The sequence below is a fragment of the Hamadaea sp. genome, assembly GCF_013362815.1.
Taxonomy (GTDB): Bacteria; Actinomycetota; Actinomycetes; order Mycobacteriales; family Micromonosporaceae; genus Hamadaea.
In genome coordinates this window covers 1-18,550 of the sequence record NZ_JABFVK010000066.1, presented here as the reverse complement: position 1 = coordinate 18,550, position 18,550 = coordinate 1, and the positions used below count along the sequence as shown (strand labels likewise).

Here is an 18,550-nt window from a genome sequence, read left to right as displayed (position 1 = left end):
GTGTCGCCCTCGGGTTGCACACTGTGAGCCGCTGCCGGTGAGAACAGGAGTACGCGACGATGACCGACCCGTGGGCGACCAGAGTGGACGCCGAACCCCCGCGCCAGGGCATCAGCCCGGCCATGATCGCCGCCATCGCGACCTCCGTCGCGGTGCTCGCGATCGTCGGGGCCACCGGCGGTTATCTGCTCGCGAACAGCAATCCGTCGGCCTCGCCGTCCACATCGGCCTCGGTGGCCACGTCATCGTCGGCCGACTCGTCGCCGTCGGCTGCGGAGTCGCCGTCGTTCTCTCCCACTCCGGTGGTGTCGGCCACGTCCACGACGCCCGCACCTTCTGGACTGCTGCCCGACGGCAGCGGCCGGGACTTCCGGGAGTACTTCGCGCAGTTGCGCGCCGCGAAGCTGGGAGTGCTCCTCATCTTCGGCGAGTCCGGTCAAGCCGGGCTGGTGACCCGGACGTCGCCGTCCGCCGGCTCAAGGATTCGGGCCGGCGTCACGATCAAGGTCTACGTCGCCGGTGAGGCGCCCCCCACCGAGTTGCCGAAGGTCGTCGGGCTCGCCTGCCGGGACGCCCGGGTTCCGCTGGGCGACAAGGGCCTGTTGCCCACCTACATGTCGGGGCAGACCGGGGTGGTCCTCAGCCAGTCGCCCGACCCTGACCAGGGCGGAACGGCCCGGTGGAACGACCACGTCGAGATCACCTGCGGGGAGTCCGCCACCACTAGCCCGAGTCCGTAGCGGTCAGCGCGCCGCGTGGGCGGGCGTACGGCAATCATGGTAGGACGGGCACATGTCGGAGAGATCGCCAAATCCCGCGGACGAGCCCGCCGAGCCCGCTCAGCCGATCGAGCCGGACGCGACCCGGCCGATCCAGCCGGACGCCACACAGGCGCTGCCGGGGGCCGACGACGCCCCGACCGAGGCGATCCCGACCGAGATCCTGCCGCCGATCGACGCCGACGCCACACAGGTGACTCCGGGCGGGCACTGGACCGGGCGAGCCGAGGTACGCCCGGACGCCGTCCGGGACGCGGTGCCTCCGGAGGAGTGGAGCGACGTCGAGGAGCCGAGCCGGAACTGGTGGCTGCCCATCCTCATCGGCGTCGTGGCGGTGCTCGTCGCGCTGGCGGTCATCGTCACGATCGTGCTGCTGCTGCGGCGTTCGGACGAGCCCGAGCCCACGCCGACCACGCCGGGCCCGGTCGTCACGACCGCCGCTCCGAGTCCGTCGCTGTCGCCGACCGAGCCGAGCCCGTCGGCGACCTCGGCCACCGTGGGCCCGACCACCCAGATCGAGGTGCCGAACCTGGCCGGGCAGCCCGAGAGCTCGGCGAAGTCCCGGCTGGACCAGCTCGGACTCACCTACTCGGTGACCTACCAGGAGGATCCCGGAAGCTCGCCGGGCACCGTCATCACGACCGTTCCGGTGGGTGGCACCCTCGTCGCGCCCGGGGAGAACATCCGCCTCATCGTGTCGACCGCGCCGCCGACGGAGGAGCCCTCGACCAGTCCCGAGCCGAGCGTCTCGGCCAGCTGAGTCAGCCGGGGTCAGCCGAGCAGCGCGCGTTCCCGCGCGGTCAAGGTGAAGCCGGTCGTCTTGACCAGGGCGTCGACTCGGTCGCGGGCGCGCTGCCGCTCGGCCGGATCGTCGGAGGCGGCCACCAGCCCGACGAGAGCCTGCACCACGTCGCGCAGGTCGTGGCCGCCCTCATAGGCGTCCGCTGCGGCGGCGTACCAGCTGCTGGCAAGCCTGCGATGACCACGGGCGAGCGCGATCGCGGCCTCGACCACCGCACAGGCCGGATCTTCGGTCTCGGGCGGCGCGGTGGCCCGCAGTTCGGCGAGGATCCGCTCGGCCTCGGCCACGTCCCCGTTTTCGGCGTGCGCGAGCGCGATGGTGGTGAGGACGCGGCGGCGGTGGCTGGGGTCGCCGACCTCCGCGAGCAGGTCGAGGGCCTGGGTGCCGACCACGACGGACTCGGCGAGCCGGCCGCTGAGCCGCAGGACCTCGGCGAGATTGCCCCGGGCCAGCACGCGCAGCCGGAAGTCCCCGGTACGCGCGGTGAGCCGATCGACCTCGGCCAGCCGCCGCTGAGCCCCCACGAGATCGCCGGCGCGGATGTCGTGCCAGGTCAGATTGGACTGGGCGACCGCCATGTCGCGGGCGCGGCCGGTGTGGCTGGCCAGGATGAGCGCCTCGAGACTCTGCTCGCGGGCCTCGTCGAAATCACCGCTGCCCATGCACAACGCGAAGAGCACCGTACGCGCGGCCAGCTCCCCGGTGACGTCGGAGCGCTCGGCGAAGATGCGGACTGCAGCCCGCGCGGAGTCGATCTCCTCCGCACCCGCTCCGTGTTCGTTGGCCAGCTGAGCCAGGCCCACCAGGGCCCAGGCGCGTACGGACGGGTCGGCGTCGGCGGTGCGCTCGTCGTCCAGGAGCCGCCGCAGCCACCGGCGACCGGCGACGTCCCGGCCCCGGAAACGCCACCAGCGCGGCAGCTTCGCGGCCAGGCACAACGCGGTCTCCGGATCGTCGTCGGCCGCATGGGCGAGGGCGGACCACAGGTTGCCCGCCACGTCGTCGAGGCGGGCGATCGCCGCACCGTGCTGCGCACCGCTGAACATCGGGGCGGTACGCGCGGCGAACCGGGCGAAGACGATGGCGTGCCGCCGTCGGGCCTCGGTGAGCTCCCCAGCTACTGACTGCACTCCTGGCGTCTCGGCGCGAGCGCCTCCCCGGCGAGCTTGTTCGAGGGCGTACTCCCGGACCGATTCGAGCACGACGAACCGGACCGCTCCCTGACCGCGTACGGTCACCAGGCCCAGATCGGTCAGCCGGTCCAGCAGCTCGACGACGTCGACGTCGGTTTCGGCGAGGAGTTCCTCGGCCAGCTCGATCGACCAGCGATGGGTGAAAGTAGACAGATAACGCAGCGCTTGCCGGTGCGCCGGGGTCAGCAGGCGATAGCTTGCCACGACGGCCGACCGCACCGCCTCGGCTGCGTCGACGACCGCGTTGTCCTGCCCGAACCGGGCCAGCATCTCGCTCGGATCCAGCAGCCGTCCCCGGGCCGCCGCGAGTTCGATCGCCAGCGGGAGACCGCTCAGGCGGCGTACGAGCTCGGTGATGGCCACGACTTCGGACTCGGGCGGAGGGTCGCCCCGGTGCCGGGCCCAGCGCTCCAGGAAGAGGGCACTCGCCGGATGCTTGCGAGCTTCGGCGAGCGTACGCGTGCCGGCCGGGGGCACCGGCAACGGAGCCACCGGCCAGACCCGTTCGCCGGGCAACCCGATCGGTCCCCGGGCGGTGGCGACGACGCGCAGCTCCGGGGCGATCACGACGAGCCGGCCGACGGCGGCCGCGACGGCGGGCCGGGCTCGGTCCACCGCGTCGACCAGCAACAACGTCGGGTGGCGGAACGCCTCGGCCAACCCGTCCGGATGCCCGACGCCGGTGACCGCGCAGATGCTGTCCAGGACGCCGGACTCCCCCTCGTCCGGCGAGACCTTGATGCCGACCGCACCGCCAGGCAACTCCTCCCGGAGCTGGGCCGAGGCGGTCAACGCCAGCACGGTCTTGCCCGACCCGGCCAGCCCGACCAGCGTCGTCACGCCCGGCGTCGTCCGCAGGTGCTCGATGAGCGCGGCGAGATCCCGATCCCGCCCGATCAGCTCGCCCGCGTTCGGCAGCGCCCGGGGCTTCTCCAGGGCGGTTGCCTTCTCCAAGGTGGCGGCGGTACGGCCTCGGGCGAGCGCCACGAAGACGGCCAGCTCCCGGGCCTGAAGTCCCAATGCCGCACCGAGCAGTTCGACCGTGGACCGCTGCGGGCGTACGCTGCGGCCGGTTTCGAGATCCCGCACGGTACGCACCCCGACCTCAGCCGCCTCGGCGAGCTCGGCCTGGGTCAGCCCGGCCGCGAGCCGGTGTCGCCGGAGCAGCGCTGCGAATCCGTCCTTCATGGACGGATTGGGCGTCTCGGCTTCGGGCTCCACGGCCTCGAAGACTAGCCAGCCAAGGTCGTCGACGGCAGCTCGTGTCGGGCGTTTGACCAGGTTGCATGCGTGTTTCCGACACAAACGTGCCGCCGTGTCCGGCTAAGTTATCGGCTCGTGATCTTCTGACCATGTTCCGTCTTCTCCCCGGGCCGCCGATTCAGCTTCTCTCCCGGCCACCAATTCCAGCGGCCGAGCAGGCTCATCGCGGCCGGCAACAGCAGACCCCGGACGACGGTCACGTCCAGGGCGATGGCCACCGCCATGCCGACTCCGATTTCGCGTACCGGGGTCAGGCCGCCGAGGACGAAGCCGAGGAAGACGAGGATGAGACTGAGCCCGGCCAGCGTCACGACCGGCCCGGTACGCGCGATGCCCCGCCGGACGGCTTCCTCGGTCGACTGCCCGTTCCGGTGTTCCTCGGTGATCCGGGCCAGCAGGAAGACCTCGTAGTCGGTCGTCAGCGCGAAGATGAAGACGAAGAGCAGCACCGGGGTGGTGGCGTCGAGGCGGCCCCCGAAGACGGCGGCGAGTACGCCGAGCGACGCCCCCAAGGTCAGCAGGGTGAGCAGAACCGCCTTGACCGGGATCACGAGCGACCGGGTCAGCGCGAAGAGCAGTGCTCCGGCTGCCGCCAACAGCACTATCAGCACCACTGGAAAATGGCTGGTAACCGAATCCTGGTAATCCACTAATTCGGCGGCGGGTCCGCCGACCAGGGTTTTCGCCGGCGCTTCGAGGCCGCGGGCGGCTCGGACGACCGTCGCGGCCTGGCCCGGACTCGCCGGAGTCAAGTCGATGACGGTCGCGTCGGCCGGCGTCTCCAGCCGGACCTGGAGTTGGCCGACCCCCGGCAGCCGGTTGAGCCGGTCGAGGTAGTCCCGCATGACCGCACCGCCGCTGCCGGTGTCCACGACGACGGTCACCGCGTCGGCCCGCCCCCGCTGGAAGTCCCGCTGATAGAGCTCGTACGCCTGCCGCGCTTCCGCGCCGCTCGGCAAGCCTCGCGCGTCGGTGTTCCATAGCGCGGCGGCGACGAACGGGAGAGTCAGAATCAGCAGGAGCACGATCGTGGCGAAGGCGACCGCCTCTGGACCCTTCTGCGCAACGGCCGCGAGCCGTTGCAGCGTTGACCTTGAACCGTTGGCGTCGCTCGGGCGACGTTTTCCATTCAAGATCAACCCCGATAGGACTACCAGCAACGCCGGAGTGAGCGTGAGCGAAGCAGCCGTGGCGACGACGGTCACGAGCAGCCCGCCGAGCGCCATGGCGGCGAGCAGGGGTTCGCCGAAGACGGCGAGGCCGGCGAGGGCGGCCGCGACCACTCCACCAGACACGAGCACTGCTCTCCCCGCCGTACGCAGCGCCGCGACCAGGTCGGACTCCTCCCGATACCGCCAGAGCAGCAGGATCGAGTAGTCGACCGCGAGTCCCAGGCCTAGGAGGGTCACGACGTTGACGGTGTACTCGCTGATCGGCGTCAGCAGGGCCAGCCCGGCCAGGCCGAGCAGGGTGGTCGTGATCGCCGCTGCCGCCGCGGCCAGCGGTGCGACCGCGCCCCAGCGGAGCACCACGATGAGTAGCAGCGCGAGCGCGGCGAGCGCCACTCCCTCCCCGAGCGCGGCGTCGGCGACTGCCTGGTCGGCGAAGGCGCGCTCAGCCAACGGCTTGCCGCCCACCAGCGCGTTCGGCAGCCGCCGGAGCACGGCGACGGCGGCGTCGACCTCGTCCGGAGACGCCCCCGGGCGGAATGTGACGCGGACGAGGGTGCTGCGATTGCCCTGGCCGATCTGTCCACCGGGCGATGTGTAGAGGTCGCCCACCTCCTGCACGCCGGGCAGCTCACGGAGCTGCTGCGCGACCTCGGTCGTCGTGGCGACCAGGGCGGGATCGTAGGGATCGACGTCGGGGACGATCGCGAAGATCGTGTCGCCCTCCGGCTTGAGCTGCTGCAGCCGGGCCTCGGCCCGCAGCGACTCGGCGTCGGCGGAGAGCTGGTTGACGGTCTGCGCGTGGTCGTAGACGGTCCCGCCGAGAGCACCGCCCGCGATCGCGAGCAGCGCCCACCCTGCGATGATCAGCCATCGCCCCCGCACCAGCCAGTCAGCCCAGATCCGCATCCCGGCATGAGAGCATCTCACAACCGGCCGGGATGTCCGGTACCCGACTCAGCTGAGACCCAGTTCGCGCGAGATCACCATCTTCTGGATCTCCGAGGTGCCCTCGCCGACTTCCAGGATCTTCGCGTCCCGGTAGAACCGGCCCACGGGGAACTCGTTCATGAACCCGTACCCGCCGTGGATCTGGGTCGCCTTCCGGGCATTGGTCATCGCGGCGTCGCCGGCGTACAGCTTCGCGATGGCGGCGGCGTTGCGGATCGGCTGCCCGGCGACCAGCCGCAGAGCCGCGTCCCGCCAGGCCAGCCGCGCGGTCTGCGCGCTCGTCTCCATCTCCGCGATCATGAAGGAGACCGACTGGTACGCCGAGATCGGCGAGCCGAACGCTTCGCGCTGGCGGGCGTACGCGACGGACTCGTCCACACAGCCTTGGGCGAGCCCGGTGGCCAATGCGGCGATGGCGACCCGCCCCTCGTCGAGGATCGTGAGGAACTGCTTGAATCCCCGGCCGCGCTCGCCGAGCAGGTTCTCGACGGGTACGCGTACGTTGTCGAAGGACAGCTCATGGGTGTCCGAGGCGCACCAGCCGACCTTGTCGTAGCCGGGCGCGACGGTGAAGCCCGGCGTACCGGACGGGACGACGATGGTGCTGATCTCGTCCGGCCCGGTGAGCGCGGTGACGGTCACGAGAGCGGTGATCTCGGTGCCCGAGTTCGTGATGAACGCCTTCGTCCCGTTGATGATCCACTCGCGGCCGTCGTCGCTCAACTTCGCCGTGGTACGCGTACCACCGGCGTCGGAGCCCGCGCCCGGTTCGGTGAGCCCGAACCCGGCCAGCTTCCGCCCGGCCACCAGATCGGGCAGCCACCGCTGCTTCTGCTCCTCGGTGCCCCACTTGAAGATCGGCATCGCGCCAAGCGAGATCGCCGCTTCCAAGGTGATCGCGACCGACGAGTCGACCCGGGCGATCTCCTCGATGGCCAGGCAGTGGGCCAGGTAGTCGCCGCCCATCCCGCCGAACTCCTCGGGGAAGGCCAGGCCGAACAGGCCCATCGAGCCCATCTGCGCGACGATCTCGTAGGGGAACTCGTGGCGGGCGTAGAAGTCACCGATCACCGGCGCGATCTTGTCGCGGGCGAAGGCGGCGACGGTCTCCCGAAGCTCGGCGAGGTCGTCGCTGAGTCCGAAGTGGTCCATGACTCTCCCTTGAATCGGGCGGGTGAAGATCAGACGGGCGTGACGCCGTGCCGGCGTCGGGAGAAGCTGCGGTCCTTGCCGTGCGCGGCGGCTAGCCGTCGAACAAGTTCGCCGCGCAGGTCGTCCGGCTCGACGACGGTGTCCACGACGAGTTCGCTGGCCAACCGCAGGAGGTCGATGTCCTCCTCGTACTCGGCCCGCTTGGCCTCGACGAAGGCGGCCCGTTCGGTCTCGTCGGCGATGGCGGCGATCTTGTTCGCGTACACCGCGTTGACGGCCGCCTCCGCGCCCATGACCGCGATCTTGGCGGTGGGCAACGCGATCGTGGCGTCCGGATCGAAGCCGGGCCCGGCCATGGCGTACAACCCCGCCCCGTACGCCTTGCGCACGACGACGCAGAACTTCGGCACGGTCGCCTCACTAATGGCACTGATCATCTTCGCGCCGTGCCGGATGATGCCCTGCCGCTCGACGGCGGAGCCGACCATGAACCCAGGCACGTCTGCCAGGAAGATGAGCGGAACGTTGAACGCGTCGCAGAGCTGCACGAAGCGGGTCGCCTTGTCGGCCGAGTCCACGAACAACACCCCGCCCTTGTGCAGCGAGTTGTTCGCGACGATGCCGACCACCTGGCCGTCGAGCCGGGCGAATCCGATCGTCAGCTCCCGGGCCCACTTCTCCTGGATCTCCAGGAAGCTGCCCTCGTCCACGAGGCGCTTGACCACCTGGCGCATGTCGAAGGCCCGGCGCTCGCTCTCCGGGATCAGGGCAGCGATCCCGCCGCGCGCCGCCTTCGGCTCGCTCGCGGGCGGCTCTGCCGTCCAATTGGACGGCAGATAAGAGAGGTAACCCCGCACGACTTCCAGGGCGGCGTCCTCGTCCTTGCATAGGAAGTGGCCGACGCCGGAGACTTCGGTGTGGACCTTGGCGCCGCCCATGTCCTCCAGCGTCGTCTTCTCGCCGGTGACCATCTCGACCATCCGGTCCGAGCCGAGATACATCGAGGCGTTGCCGTCCACCATGGCGACGACGTCACAGAACGCGGGGATGTACGCCCCACCGGCGGCCGACGGCCCGAACAGGGCGCAGACCTGCGGAATCGAGCCCGAGGCGCGTACTTGGGTGTGGAAGATCTTGCCCGCGCCGCGCCGACCCGGGAACAGGTCTACCTGGTCGGTGATCCGGGCGCCGGCCGAGTCCACGAGGTACACCATCGGGACGCCGGTCTGATAGGCGCGCTCGATGATCCGGATGATCTTCTCGACCGTACGCGCGCCCCAGCTGCCGGCCTTGACGGTGGAGTCGTTGGCCATCAGGCAGACGGGGCGGCCGTCGATGGTCGCCGAACCGGTCACCACGCCGTCGGCGGGCAGCCCGTCAGCCAGTGCGTTGGCGTACGCCCCGTCCTCGACGAACGACTCCGCGTCGACGAGCCGGGCGATCCGCTCCCGGGCGAACAGCTTCCCGCGCTTGGCGTTGGCCTCGTGGTAGCGGGCCGCCCCACCGGCGTCGATCCGCTCCTTGACCTCATCCCAGCTCACGCGGCCTCCCTAACGAGCGTTCACCTGAACGAACGTTAGGCTACCACCTCGGCACTTGCGGGGATTCCCTACCTTGACGGCCATGGGTTGGACGACGGTCCTCTTCATCATCGTCGGTGCGATCGGGCTGGGCCTGCTCGCCCTGGCGATGCTGGGTGGCGAACTGTTCGACTTCGACGGGGCCGACACGGTGCTGTCCACCGAGGTCGTCGCCGCCGTCCTGGCCGGCTTCGGGTTCACGGCCGCCTTCGTCAGCGCCCTGCCCGGGGTCGACCTGCCGCTCGCCCTGCTCGCTATCATCGGCGCGATCGGGGCGGTGCCGGTCGCGTACCTGGCGTGGCTGCTCACCGGCCGAGCCCGGAACATGCCCACCGATGCCACCCCGAACCGCACCGACCTGGTCGGCCGGTCGGGTCTGGTCGTGACCGAGATCCGGGCCGGGGGCTACGGCGAGGTCCGCGTACGCATCGGTGGCCAGCAGGTCAAGCTCAACGCCCTCGCCGACGACCCCATCCCGGCGGGCCGGTTCGTCCTGGTGGTCGAGGCCCCCAGCGACACCAGTGTCAAAGTCCGCCTCATTGGTCAAGAAAGGAACTGATGCTCCCCCTCCTCCTACCCATCGCCGGTGGCGTCGTCTTCGTCATCGTCCTGCTGTTCTTCGTGCTCTCGCGGATCAAGGTGGCCGGCTCGAACGAGGCCTTCATCGTCACCGGCCGCAAGGGGCGCCGGGTCGAGGCGGCCGACGGCACCCGCTCGACCGACCTGTCCGGCCAGAAGGTCGTCATGGGCGCCTCGGTCTTCGTCCTGCCGGTCGTCCAGAAGCTCCAGATCATGGACCTGTCCAGCCGGGGCATCCACGTCGAGGTCTCCGGGGCGGTCAGCAAGCAGGGCATCCGGGCCAACCTCCAGGGCATCGCCGTGGTGAAGGTGGGCGGAACCGAGGACGCGATCCGCGCCGCCGCCCAGCGTTTCCTCCACCAGCAGCAGGCGATCGACGGCTTCGCCCGCGAGGTCCTCGCCGGCGCGCTGCGGTCGATCGTCGGCCGGCTCACCGTCGAGGAGATCATCCGCGACCGGGCCGCGTTCGCCTCGGCCGTCGCGGAGGAGGCCGAGCACTCGATGACCAACCAGGGCCTCGTCCTCGACACCTTCCAGCTGCAGGACATCATCGCCGACGGCAACTACCTGCAGGACCTCGGCCGGCCCGAGGCGGCTCGCGTCCTCAAGGACGCCTCGATCGCCGAGGCGCAGGCCCGTCAGTCGGCCGAACAGGCTCGGCTGCTCGCCGAGGAGGCGATCGCCGAGGCGCAGCGGAACCTGGAACTCAAGAAGGCCGGGATTCAGGCCGAGATCGACGCCGCGAAGGCGAAGTCGGCCGCGGCCGGTCCGCTCGCCCAGGCCGAACGCGAGCAGGTGATCCTCGCCGAGCAGCAGAAGGTGGCCGAGCGCAACGCCGAGCTCAAGCAGCGCCAGCTCGACACCGAGGTACGCAAGCCGGCCGACGCGGCGCGGTACAAGGTCGAGCAGGAGGCCGAGGCGGCCCGCAACGCCCAGGTTCTCGCAGCCGACGCCGCCCGGCAGACCACGATCGCGGCGGCGCAGGCCGGGGCCGAACAGGCTCGTCTGACCGGTGAGGGCGAGCGCGCCCGCCGGGCCGCGCTGGCCGAGGCGAACGCGATCGAAGGCGCCAAGGAAGGTGAGTCCGAGCAGCGGCGGCGTACCGCGATCGCGGAGGCCACCGAACGCGAGGGCACGGCCGAGGCGGCTGCGATCCTGGCGAAGGGACAGGCCGAGGCGGAGGCCATGCGGCTCAAGGCCGAGGCGTTCCAGCAGTACGGCGAGGCGGCGGTCCTCGACCTCCTCGTCAAGGTGCTGCCGGAGGTCGTTGCGGCGGCCAGCGACCCGATGCGTTCCATCGACAAGATGACCGTGATCTCCACCGACGGCGCCAGCTCGCTGACGAAATCGGTCGCCTCCAACGTCGCCCAGGGTCTGCAGCTCGGCACCGATCTGACCGGCATCGACCTGGCCGGCCTGCTGTCCAAGCTCGGTGGCGTGCCGGCTGAGACGACGCCGAACGGCGAGACGAAGCCCATGGCGCGCAAGGCGATCAAGGGCAAGCCCGCCGAGTGACGCGGATGGCCGGGGCCCGGGCGAGAGTTCGCCCGGCCCCGGTTCTATGTGGACGCCGTCCGCATACGCGGAACGAGCGGGTACAGATTCCTGCTGATTAGCAGGTCAGAGTCGCGGTCGCACCGCCGGTGCTGTACGCGGTGGAGCTGCCGCCCACGGCCACAGCGTTGCCGGAGATGTCGATCGGTGCCTGGACGGGCAGGAGAACCTGGGTCCCATTGAGGACACCGGCGTTCATGGCGCTGGTCAGGTTCGCGCACGAACCGCCGTCACCGTAGCCGCCCTTGCCGTGCTTGGCCGCCGGAGCGGGCAGCGTACGCGCATCCGAGCCGGTGAGGTTGCCGGTCAGGCCGGTCAGGGTGCCGACGAGGTCGCCGACCAGCGGCAGGCCCTCGGTCTTCTTGCCGCCCTTGACGTGCTTCTTCTTGGTGTTCTTGGTGTTGTGGTGGGCCGGCTTGTCCTTCACATAGGTGTCGGGGCCGTGCCCGCTCGGGCCGTCGCCGATCACGGCGTCCGCGCCGCCGTGGCAGGACGCGGTCGCGCTGCCCAGGACGGCGATGGCGTTGCCGCAGATGTCGATCGGGATCTGGATCAGCGGCATCAGCTGGGTGCCGTTGCCGATGCCGAAGTTGAGCCCGGTCCAGGCGTCCGGCAGGCTCTCCGCGTCGAGCGAGGCGTGCGAGCCGCCCACGCATCCAGCGGTCGCCCCGCCGAGGACGCCGATCGCGTTGCCGCACACGTCGATCGGGATCTGGATCGGGGCCAGCACCTGCGTTCCGTTGAGGAGGCCGACGTTCTGCGTACTGGTCAGGGTCGCGCCTTCGGTCCGGGCCGACTCCAGCGCCGCCGACTCCACCTTGGCCGACGAACCGCCGACGCACCAGGCGGTGGCGGAACCACCGACGCCGATCGCGTTGCCACACGCGTCGATCGGGGCCTGCAACAGCGCCCGCAGCTGCGTCCCGTTGAGCAGTCCGAAGTTGTCGCTGCTCACCAGGTTGCCCAGCTCACCGGGGTGGGTCGCCCACGCGCCGCCGACGCAGCCCGCCGACGCGCCGCCCAGCACCGAGATCGCGTTGCCGCAGACGTTGATCGGCGCCTGGATGTGCGCGTCCACCTGCGTACCGTTGCCGATGCCGACGTTGTTCGACGTGGTCAGATCACTGGCGTGCGCGGCGGACGCGCCGGCCAGCAGGAAACCGGCCGAGATCGCGCCGGCCTTCAGGGACTTACGAGCCCACGAGTTCATGGTTCATTGCCTTTCGGGTGTTGCAGACCGGGGGGTCCGCGAGTGCAGTGATGTGCGTGTTGTGCCGTGATCGCTGGTCCGGACGCAGACACCGGACCCGCCGCAGGCGCGCGGAAACTGCTGCCGCGTACCTGGGGATCGAGGGCGCGCTCGGCGGCGCGCGGTAGCTCTCGTTCAGTCGGGCGAGCTGGTGGGACGCGGCGAATCGGCCCGCCGCAGGGCACTGTCCGCCGCCCGGCGCAAGGCTCGGGCCAGCGGTGCGATCAAGACGGCCACTGCCGCCAAGGTCGCGGACGGCGCGCCGGTTCCACCGTGGGAACCGCCCGCGGGCGTCGTGCTCGGCGCGCAATCACCGAGATCACTGGTACGCCGAGAGCCGTCGCCGCCGCTGGGAACGTGGACGGCGATGTTGCCCTGGCGGGCGAGCGGCGTTGTGCGTACCACTGTGGACTTGTGAGCCGGAAGCACACCCACGGGGATGGCGCTCAGCGCCGGACCGACCGCAGCCGTGAGCGTGCGACGGGCCGGCTGGATCACCTGGCGCACCAGCGCGAGCAGTGGGTCGTGCTCGCCGCAGAGGGCGGACGGACCCGGATGCGGACGCGGATGCTGCTCGCGAGGATCGATCGGCGCGGCGGGATCATCGGGATCGTCCGGAGCCGGCCGGGACAACAGATTGCCGGGCACGGCGAGGACCGCGTCGACGCCGGTCACCACGTGCTGGACGTCGAGTTCCGGTGCGACCCGGAGCAACGTGGTGACCAGGTCCGGCGCGAGGCGGTCCTCGCCGGTGTCCAGTGCCTGATCGGCAGACCCGCCGACGGCGTGGGCTTCACCGAAAGCCGCCGCGGGATCGGACTGGGTTTCCGGCTGCTCAGCGGCGTGCGCGGCAGCAGTTCCCGCGAACCAGGCGGCCGCTGCGAACCCGGCGACGGTCACGGCGCGCAGTGCTGCGCGCTTGAACCGGCCGTTCCGGGTTGCGGTCATGGTCGCCCTTCAGCGGTAGTGGAAACTCCGCTATGGACAACGATTCCCGCATAGGCCGGACACGTGAGTATTGGGAAAAATCAAGCAATTGTCCGATATCGCGGTCCGGCCCGGAGCACTCCGCTGGGCAGCTCGCGACCTACGATCCGCTGGGCCGACTCGGCCACTTCGACGAGTTTGTCGAGGTCGATACCGGTCTCGTAACCCATGTCGTGCAGCATGTGCACGACTTCCTCGGTCGCCACGTTGCCGGTCGCGCCGGGGGCGTACGGGCAGCCACCGAGACCGCCGACGCTCGCGTCGAACTCCGTGATCCCCAGCTCCAACGCCGTCAGGATGTTGGCGAGCCCAGTGCCCCGCGTGTTGTGGAAGTGGCACAGCAGCGGCTTTTCCCGGTTCACCCGATCGAGCACATCGCGTACGCGGCGTGGCGTCGCCATGCCCGTGGTGTCGCCGAAAGCCACCCGGTCGACGCCCATCCCGACGGCTTTCTCCACAATGGAGGCAACTCGGTTCGGGTCGATGTCGCCCTCGTACGGGCAGCCGAAACTAGTTGCGATGATCAGTTCCGCCGTCGCTCCCCCGGCGTGCAGGATCTCGATGAGTTCCAGGAGATCGGCCAACGACTCGTCGGTGCTGCGGTTGATGTTGCGCCGGTTGTGCGTATCGGACGCCGAGATCACCACCTCGACCTCGGTGAAACCGGCGGCGATCGCGCGCTGCGCTCCGCGTACGTTGGGGACGAGGGCGCTGTAGCGCACCGCGGGATTCCGCGTGATCTTCGCCCACACCTCGTCGGCGTCGGCCATCTGCGGGATCGCCTTGGGATGCACGAAGCTGACCGCCTCGATCCGGCCCACCCCGGTGGCACTAAGCGCGTCGATCAGCTCGACCTTCGCCGCCGTCGGAACCGGCTCCTCGTTCTGCAGCCCGTCGCGCGGGCCGACCTCACGGATGCTCACTCTCATCTGTGGCTCACCTCATCCGGGAAACGATGGCGGTGTCGTAGTCCCCACTCAAGAATTCCTCGTTCTCGAGGAGTTCGGCGAAGAACGGCAGATTGTTCTTGGGCCCGGCGATCTGGAACGCCGCGACGGCCGCCCGCAGCCGGTCGATCGCCTCCGCTCGATCTGCCCCGTACGCCACCAGCTTGGCCATCAGCGAGTCGTAGTTCGGGGTGACCGTCGTACCGGCGGCGTACCCGGAGTCCACCCGGATGCCGGGCAGCCCGGCCGGCTCCGCCCACACCGTCACCGCACCCGGGCCGGGCAGGAAACGCTTCGGGTCCTCGGCGTTGATCCGCAGCTCGATCGCGTGCCCGGTCGACGTCGTCGGCACCTCGACGGGCAGCCCGGCAGCGATCCGCAGCTGGGCCTCGACCAGGTCGATCCCGAAGACCGCCTCGGTGATCGGATGCTCGACCTGTAGTCGCGTGTTCATCTCCAGGAAGAAGAAGTCCCCGGTCGCCGGATCGAGAAGGCATTCGACCGTACCCGCGTTGCGATAGCCGACCGCCTCCCCCGCGCGTACCGCCGAGGCATGCAGGGCCCGACGCCGCTCCGGCGTGAGCATGCTCGCTGGCGAGGGCGACTCCTCGACCAGCTTCTGGTTGCGCCGCTGCACCGAGCACTCGCGCTCGCCCAGGGCGACCACCGTGCCGTCGGCGAGCCCGAGGATCTGCACCTCGATGTGCCGCACGCTAGGGTAGAACTTTTCGATCAGGACCGAGCCGTCGCCGAACATCCGCTCGGCGAACCCGCGGACCTTGTCGTACTCGGTCCGGAAGGTTGCCTCGTCGCGGGCCGGGGCCATGCCCATGCCGCCGCCGCCGGCCGCTGCCTTGATCATCACCGGGAAGCCGATCCGCTCGGCCTCGGCCAGCGCCTCCTCGACGGAACCGGCCGGGTCGGTGGTTCCCGGAGCCACCGGTACGCCCGCCGCCGCCATCAGGTTCCGGGCGTTGATCTTGTCGCCCATGGCGGTGATGGCCTCCGGCGACGGACCGACCCAGAGCAGCCCGGCCGCTTCGACCTGCCGGGCGAATTCCGCGTTCTCCGAGAGGAAGCCGTAGCCGGGGTGGATCGCCTGCGCCCCCGTCTGCTTGGCGGCCGCCAGGACAGCCTCGGCGTTGCGGTAGCTCTGCGCCGGATTCGCCGGACCGATGAGCACCGCTTCGTCCGCTTCCAGGACGAAGGGCAGGCCCGCGTCGACGTCGGAGTGGACGGCGATCGTGCGGATACCCAGGCGTTTCGCCGTACGGATCACCCGGCGCGCGATCTCGCCGCGGTTGGCGACGAGGAGGGACTCAATCTCGAACACCCCTCGGACGCTACCTTATCGATCGTTAAGGTCGCACCTAAGCGCTCAGCGCGGACAGCGCGGCCGCCCGCAGGAGCACGGCGCGGCGATCTCGCTCGACCTCGCCGCCCAGGAACGGGGTGCTGTTCATCAGGCCGAACACGGCGTGAGCCAGCACCCGCGCCTCACCGTCGGTCAGCTCCGACCGGACGGCGGTGAGCACAGTGACCCACTCCTCCACATACCGGCGCTGCAACCGGCGGATCTCCCGGCGGGGCTCCTCGGGCAGCCGGTCCAGCTCGTGCAGGTGCAGGGCGATCACCGCGGGGTGGGCCAGCGCGAATTCGACGTGGAAGTCGACGAGCGCCTCCAGCGCGGCGGTCGGGTGGCCCCGATGCGCCTCGGCCCGTTCCCGGCCGCCGGACAGCAGGCCTTCGCTGACCGGTTTGAGCGCCGCGACCAGCATGGCGTCCTTGCCGGCGAAGTGGTGGTAGAGAGCGGGCCCCGTCACACCGGCTTCCTTGCCGATGTCGTCCATGGACACGCCGTGGTAGCCGCGAGTCGCGAAAAGGCCGACGGCGATCTGGAGAATCTCGTCACGCCGCGAGCGCTTGCGGGGGGTGTCTACCTGCTGCTCGATCGTCACCCGGTCAGCCTACTCGCCAGTCAACCCCGAAACTTAACGCCCGTTTAGTCGCGTTCTGGAAGATCGTACGCTTTGCGGAGTTCGCGGGCCTTCTCGGCTTCACCCTGCTCGTCCAGGGCTCGCGCGAGCCACCACGCCGACTCCGCCCGCGCCTGATGATCCCGAGGCAGTCCCTCGAGCACCCGGCGCAGGACGAGTTCCCCCGCCCGAGGATCACCAGCGGCGACCAGGATCTCCCCGTGGCGCAGCTCGGCGAAGGCCGCCTCCTCGAACGCCTCGATCGAGCGGAAGAGCTCGGGAGCCTTCTCCGCGACGGCCAGCGCATCGGCGTACGCCCGCTGGTCGGCCAGCACGAAGGCACCGTCGTAGCAGGCCATCGCGTGTTCCCAGACGATACCCGGCTCGTGCTCCGGATCGGCGCTCCCGGCGTACGCCGTGGCCTGTTCGATCGCCTCGACCGCCGCCGCCGAGTCCCGCCCGTAGTGCAGGGCGAGGATGCGGCGGCGCAGCGCCCGGGCCGCCGACGGGCGCTCTCCCGCCGACCGGTAACCGTCGGCCGCCTCGCCGTAGCGCAGGCCCGCCTCCCGATCCCGATCGACCCGATACAGCACCTCCGCCATCCGTTCGAGCAGATGCGCCCGATATCCGGCGTCGTCGTAGCCGCCCCGTCCGGCGGCCAGCGCCTCCAGCTGGGCCAACGCGGCCAGCGGTTCCCCCATCTCGTCGTAGACCCGGGCGAGCAGATCGCGGCACTCGTCCGCGATCACCTGCTCGTCCTCCGCCTCGGCGGCGAAGTACGCCAACGCTTCCTCGGCCACCTCCGCGGCCTCACGGAATCGGCGCGTCGTGGCCAACGCGACCGCCAGCCGATGCCGGGAGTACGCCGCGGCCCGGTCCTCGCCCTCGGCCGCCATGAGGCAGACGTGCTCCACGATGTCGTCGATGACCTCAGCCGCCCGGTCGCTGTTGACCAGCATGAATCCGGCGTTCGCCCGAGCGCTGCGACGCAGTTCCGGGTCGATCGCCACCGACGCCGCCTCTTCGAAGGCCGCCAGCGCCGGGGTGTGCTCACCCAGGCTGCCGACCAGGTTGGCGTACGTGATCAGGGCCGACGCCAGCTCGTTCGACCGGCCCAGCGGACGTAGCACCTGGACCGCCGCGCCGACCAGGTCGCGGGTCTCGTCGACGCGGTCCAACGCGTGCACCAAGCCGGCCCGCATCATGAGGCTCTGCACCCGATGCCGCAGCGGCACATGACCCGGTTCGGCGTCGGCGGCATCGATCGAGGCGAGTGCCGCCTCGGTCTGCCCCGCGATGGTCTCCAGGTAGGCCACTCGCAGCAGGGTCACCCGTCGCAGCACGCCGTCGGTGGTGCCCGACAGCACCGCTTCGGCCGCCTGCCGCGCCATGGTCAGCTCGGCCGGTTCGCCGCCGATCGGCTCCTGCGGCTGCGTCTGGAACTGCGCGATCGCCAGTTGCACCCGGCACGCCGCCTCGCGCGCGAGGTCACCGGCTTCGGCGAACGCGCTCACCGCTACCAGCAGACCGGCTTGGATGCCCGCGAGGTCGTCGTCGGGCAACCGGCTGACCTGAAGCATCGCGATCCGGCCCTGCTGAGTGGCGGTGAGCGGCCCGTCGGTGGTGGATCGCCAGCTCGCAAGCACCCGGTCGGCCAGCGCCTCGCCGCGTGGGTCCTGCTCCCGCAGCCACTCCTCAGCGAGGTCCAGCTGCGCGTCCAGGCTCAGCGACTCCGGCGCCGCGCTCAGGTCCGGCTCGACCGGCTCCGGCTCCGCGTATTCCTCCGGCACTACCCGCGACCGGTGGGCCGCCGTGATGGACAAGGGCAGATACTCGACGATCGGCTCGGCGTCCAAGCGCCTCGCGATCCGTTCACTCTGGTACGCGTTGCCGTTGCGCTCGTCGAACCTGGTTGCGAGCGCCCGAGCTCGGTCGGCCAGGTTCTCGGCCAGCGTCGCGACCGTCCAACCGGACCGGATCGCCAGGTCGCCCTGGCCCTGAGCGGTGAGCCGGCGAAGAATGTGCGCGGCCGCGGAGGCGAACTCCATCTCCGCCTTCGGCGTCGGCGGCTTCTCCAGCCAGCCCAGGTGCCGCTCGATCAGTTCGAGGCCCCGGATCTCGTTGCCGGTCAGCCCGCAGAACTCGACGTGGTCGGCGACCGAGCCGAGGTCGGCCGGCTTGGTCTGGAAGGCCCGGTACGCCCGCCGGTGTGCATCGCGCGCTTCGTCCAACCGGCCGGTCCGCAGATACGGGATCATCAGCGCGGTCAGGATCGACTGCGGCTGCTCGGAGCAGGTCAACCGGCCCAGGAGCGCCGGTTCGGCGATGGCGATCGCTTCGGCGTACCGCTCTCGCCAGGTCAGGTGATG

General features: G+C 70.5%; 14 protein-coding genes. 4 read left to right on the top strand and 10 right to left on the bottom strand.

Going from position 1 to position 18,550, the window contains the following annotated elements; genetic code table 11:
* The first annotated feature begins 59 nt into the window (after nt 1-59).
* Nucleotides 60-740 carry a PASTA domain-containing protein gene (locus HOV77_RS27155; RefSeq protein ID WP_290866498.1) on the top strand — a complete coding sequence of 227 codons (681 nt, stop codon included), beginning with the start codon at nt 60-62 and terminating at the stop codon, nt 738-740.
* Between the two features lie 52 nt (nt 741-792).
* Nucleotides 793-1,539, top strand: a complete 747-nt coding sequence (locus HOV77_RS27150; RefSeq protein WP_290866496.1) for a PASTA domain-containing protein — start codon at nt 793-795, stop codon at nt 1,537-1,539.
* A gap of 11 nt (nt 1,540-1,550) precedes the next feature.
* Here HOV77_RS27150 and HOV77_RS27145 read toward each other — a convergent pair whose 3' ends face one another.
* From HOV77_RS27145 to HOV77_RS27130, 4 genes are all read right to left on the bottom strand, one after another.
* A complete protein-coding gene (locus tag HOV77_RS27145) occupies nt 1,551-3,962 on the bottom strand; it encodes a helix-turn-helix domain-containing protein (protein WP_290866527.1) in 2,412 nt (803 codons plus the stop codon).
* Nucleotides 3,963-4,102: 140 nt separating this feature from the next.
* Nucleotides 4,103-6,115 carry an MMPL family transporter gene (locus HOV77_RS27140; RefSeq protein ID WP_290866493.1) on the bottom strand — a complete coding sequence of 671 codons (2,013 nt, stop codon included), beginning with the start codon at nt 6,113-6,115 and terminating at the stop codon, nt 4,103-4,105.
* 48 nt (nt 6,116-6,163) lie between these two features.
* Nucleotides 6,164-7,309 (bottom strand): acyl-CoA dehydrogenase family protein, encoded by a 1,146-nt coding sequence (locus HOV77_RS27135; protein ID WP_290866490.1) that lies wholly within the window; start codon nt 7,307-7,309, stop codon nt 6,164-6,166.
* A gap of 29 nt (nt 7,310-7,338) precedes the next feature.
* Complete coding sequence (locus HOV77_RS27130) at nt 7,339-8,850, bottom strand: acyl-CoA carboxylase subunit beta (protein ID WP_290866489.1); 1,512 nt, start codon at nt 8,848-8,850, stop codon at nt 7,339-7,341.
* A gap of 82 nt (nt 8,851-8,932) precedes the next feature.
* Here HOV77_RS27130 and HOV77_RS27125 point away from each other — a divergent pair, with 82 nt between their 5' ends.
* Nucleotides 8,933-9,448: an NfeD family protein gene (locus HOV77_RS27125; RefSeq protein WP_290866487.1), complete on the top strand. Its 516-nt coding sequence runs from the start codon at nt 8,933-8,935 to the stop codon at nt 9,446-9,448.
* A complete protein-coding gene (locus tag HOV77_RS27120) occupies nt 9,448-10,983 on the top strand; it encodes an SPFH domain-containing protein (RefSeq protein WP_290866485.1) in 1,536 nt (511 codons plus the stop codon). The genes HOV77_RS27125 and HOV77_RS27120 overlap by 1 nt, the downstream gene beginning before the upstream one ends.
* Before the next feature lie 97 nt (nt 10,984-11,080).
* Here HOV77_RS27120 and HOV77_RS27115 read toward each other — a convergent pair whose 3' ends face one another.
* From HOV77_RS27115 to HOV77_RS27090, 6 genes are all read right to left on the bottom strand, one after another.
* Nucleotides 11,081-12,232, bottom strand: coding sequence for a chaplin family protein (locus HOV77_RS27115; protein WP_290866484.1), 1,152 nt, complete (start codon nt 12,230-12,232; stop codon nt 11,081-11,083).
* Between the two features lie 174 nt (nt 12,233-12,406).
* Nucleotides 12,407-13,219: a hypothetical protein gene (locus HOV77_RS27110; RefSeq protein ID WP_290866482.1), complete on the bottom strand. Its 813-nt coding sequence runs from the start codon at nt 13,217-13,219 to the stop codon at nt 12,407-12,409.
* Nucleotides 13,220-13,299: 80 nt separating this feature from the next.
* Nucleotides 13,300-14,187 carry a hydroxymethylglutaryl-CoA lyase gene (locus HOV77_RS27105; protein WP_290866480.1) on the bottom strand — a complete coding sequence of 296 codons (888 nt, stop codon included), beginning with the start codon at nt 14,185-14,187 and terminating at the stop codon, nt 13,300-13,302.
* 7 nt (nt 14,188-14,194) lie between these two features.
* Nucleotides 14,195-15,538, bottom strand: coding sequence for a biotin carboxylase N-terminal domain-containing protein (locus tag HOV77_RS27100; protein WP_290866478.1), 1,344 nt, complete (start codon nt 15,536-15,538; stop codon nt 14,195-14,197).
* A gap of 37 nt (nt 15,539-15,575) precedes the next feature.
* The gene (locus HOV77_RS27095) at nt 15,576-16,163 is read right to left on the bottom strand and encodes a TetR/AcrR family transcriptional regulator (protein ID WP_290866476.1); all 588 of its coding nucleotides are present in this window, start codon (nt 16,161-16,163) and stop codon (nt 15,576-15,578) included.
* A 44-nt stretch (nt 16,164-16,207) separates the two neighbouring features.
* On the bottom strand, nt 16,208-18,550 hold a 2,343-nt coding region (locus HOV77_RS27090), incomplete at its 5' end, for a hypothetical protein (RefSeq protein ID WP_290866474.1).

Coding starts and splice junctions, on each gene's coding strand:
- HOV77_RS27110 (WP_290866482.1), bottom strand. CDS start 13,219: ATGACCGCAACCCGGAACGGCCGGTTCAAGCGCGCAGCACTGCGCGCC.
- HOV77_RS27105 (WP_290866480.1), bottom strand. CDS start 14,187: ATGAGAGTGAGCATCCGTGAGGTCGGCCCGCGCGACGGGCTGCAGAAC.
- HOV77_RS27115 (WP_290866484.1), bottom strand. CDS start 12,232: ATGAACTCGTGGGCTCGTAAGTCCCTGAAGGCCGGCGCGATCTCGGCC.
- HOV77_RS27155 (WP_290866498.1), top strand. CDS start 60: ATGACCGACCCGTGGGCGACCAGAGTGGACGCCGAACCCCCGCGCCAG.
- HOV77_RS27125 (WP_290866487.1), top strand. CDS start 8,933: ATGGGTTGGACGACGGTCCTCTTCATCATCGTCGGTGCGATCGGGCTG.
- HOV77_RS27120 (WP_290866485.1), top strand. CDS start 9,448: ATGCTCCCCCTCCTCCTACCCATCGCCGGTGGCGTCGTCTTCGTCATC.
- HOV77_RS27140 (WP_290866493.1), bottom strand. CDS start 6,115: ATGCGGATCTGGGCTGACTGGCTGGTGCGGGGGCGATGGCTGATCATC.
- HOV77_RS27135 (WP_290866490.1), bottom strand. CDS start 7,309: ATGGACCACTTCGGACTCAGCGACGACCTCGCCGAGCTTCGGGAGACC.
- HOV77_RS27150 (WP_290866496.1), top strand. CDS start 793: ATGTCGGAGAGATCGCCAAATCCCGCGGACGAGCCCGCCGAGCCCGCT.
- HOV77_RS27145 (WP_290866527.1), bottom strand. CDS start 3,962: ATGAAGGACGGATTCGCAGCGCTGCTCCGGCGACACCGGCTCGCGGCC.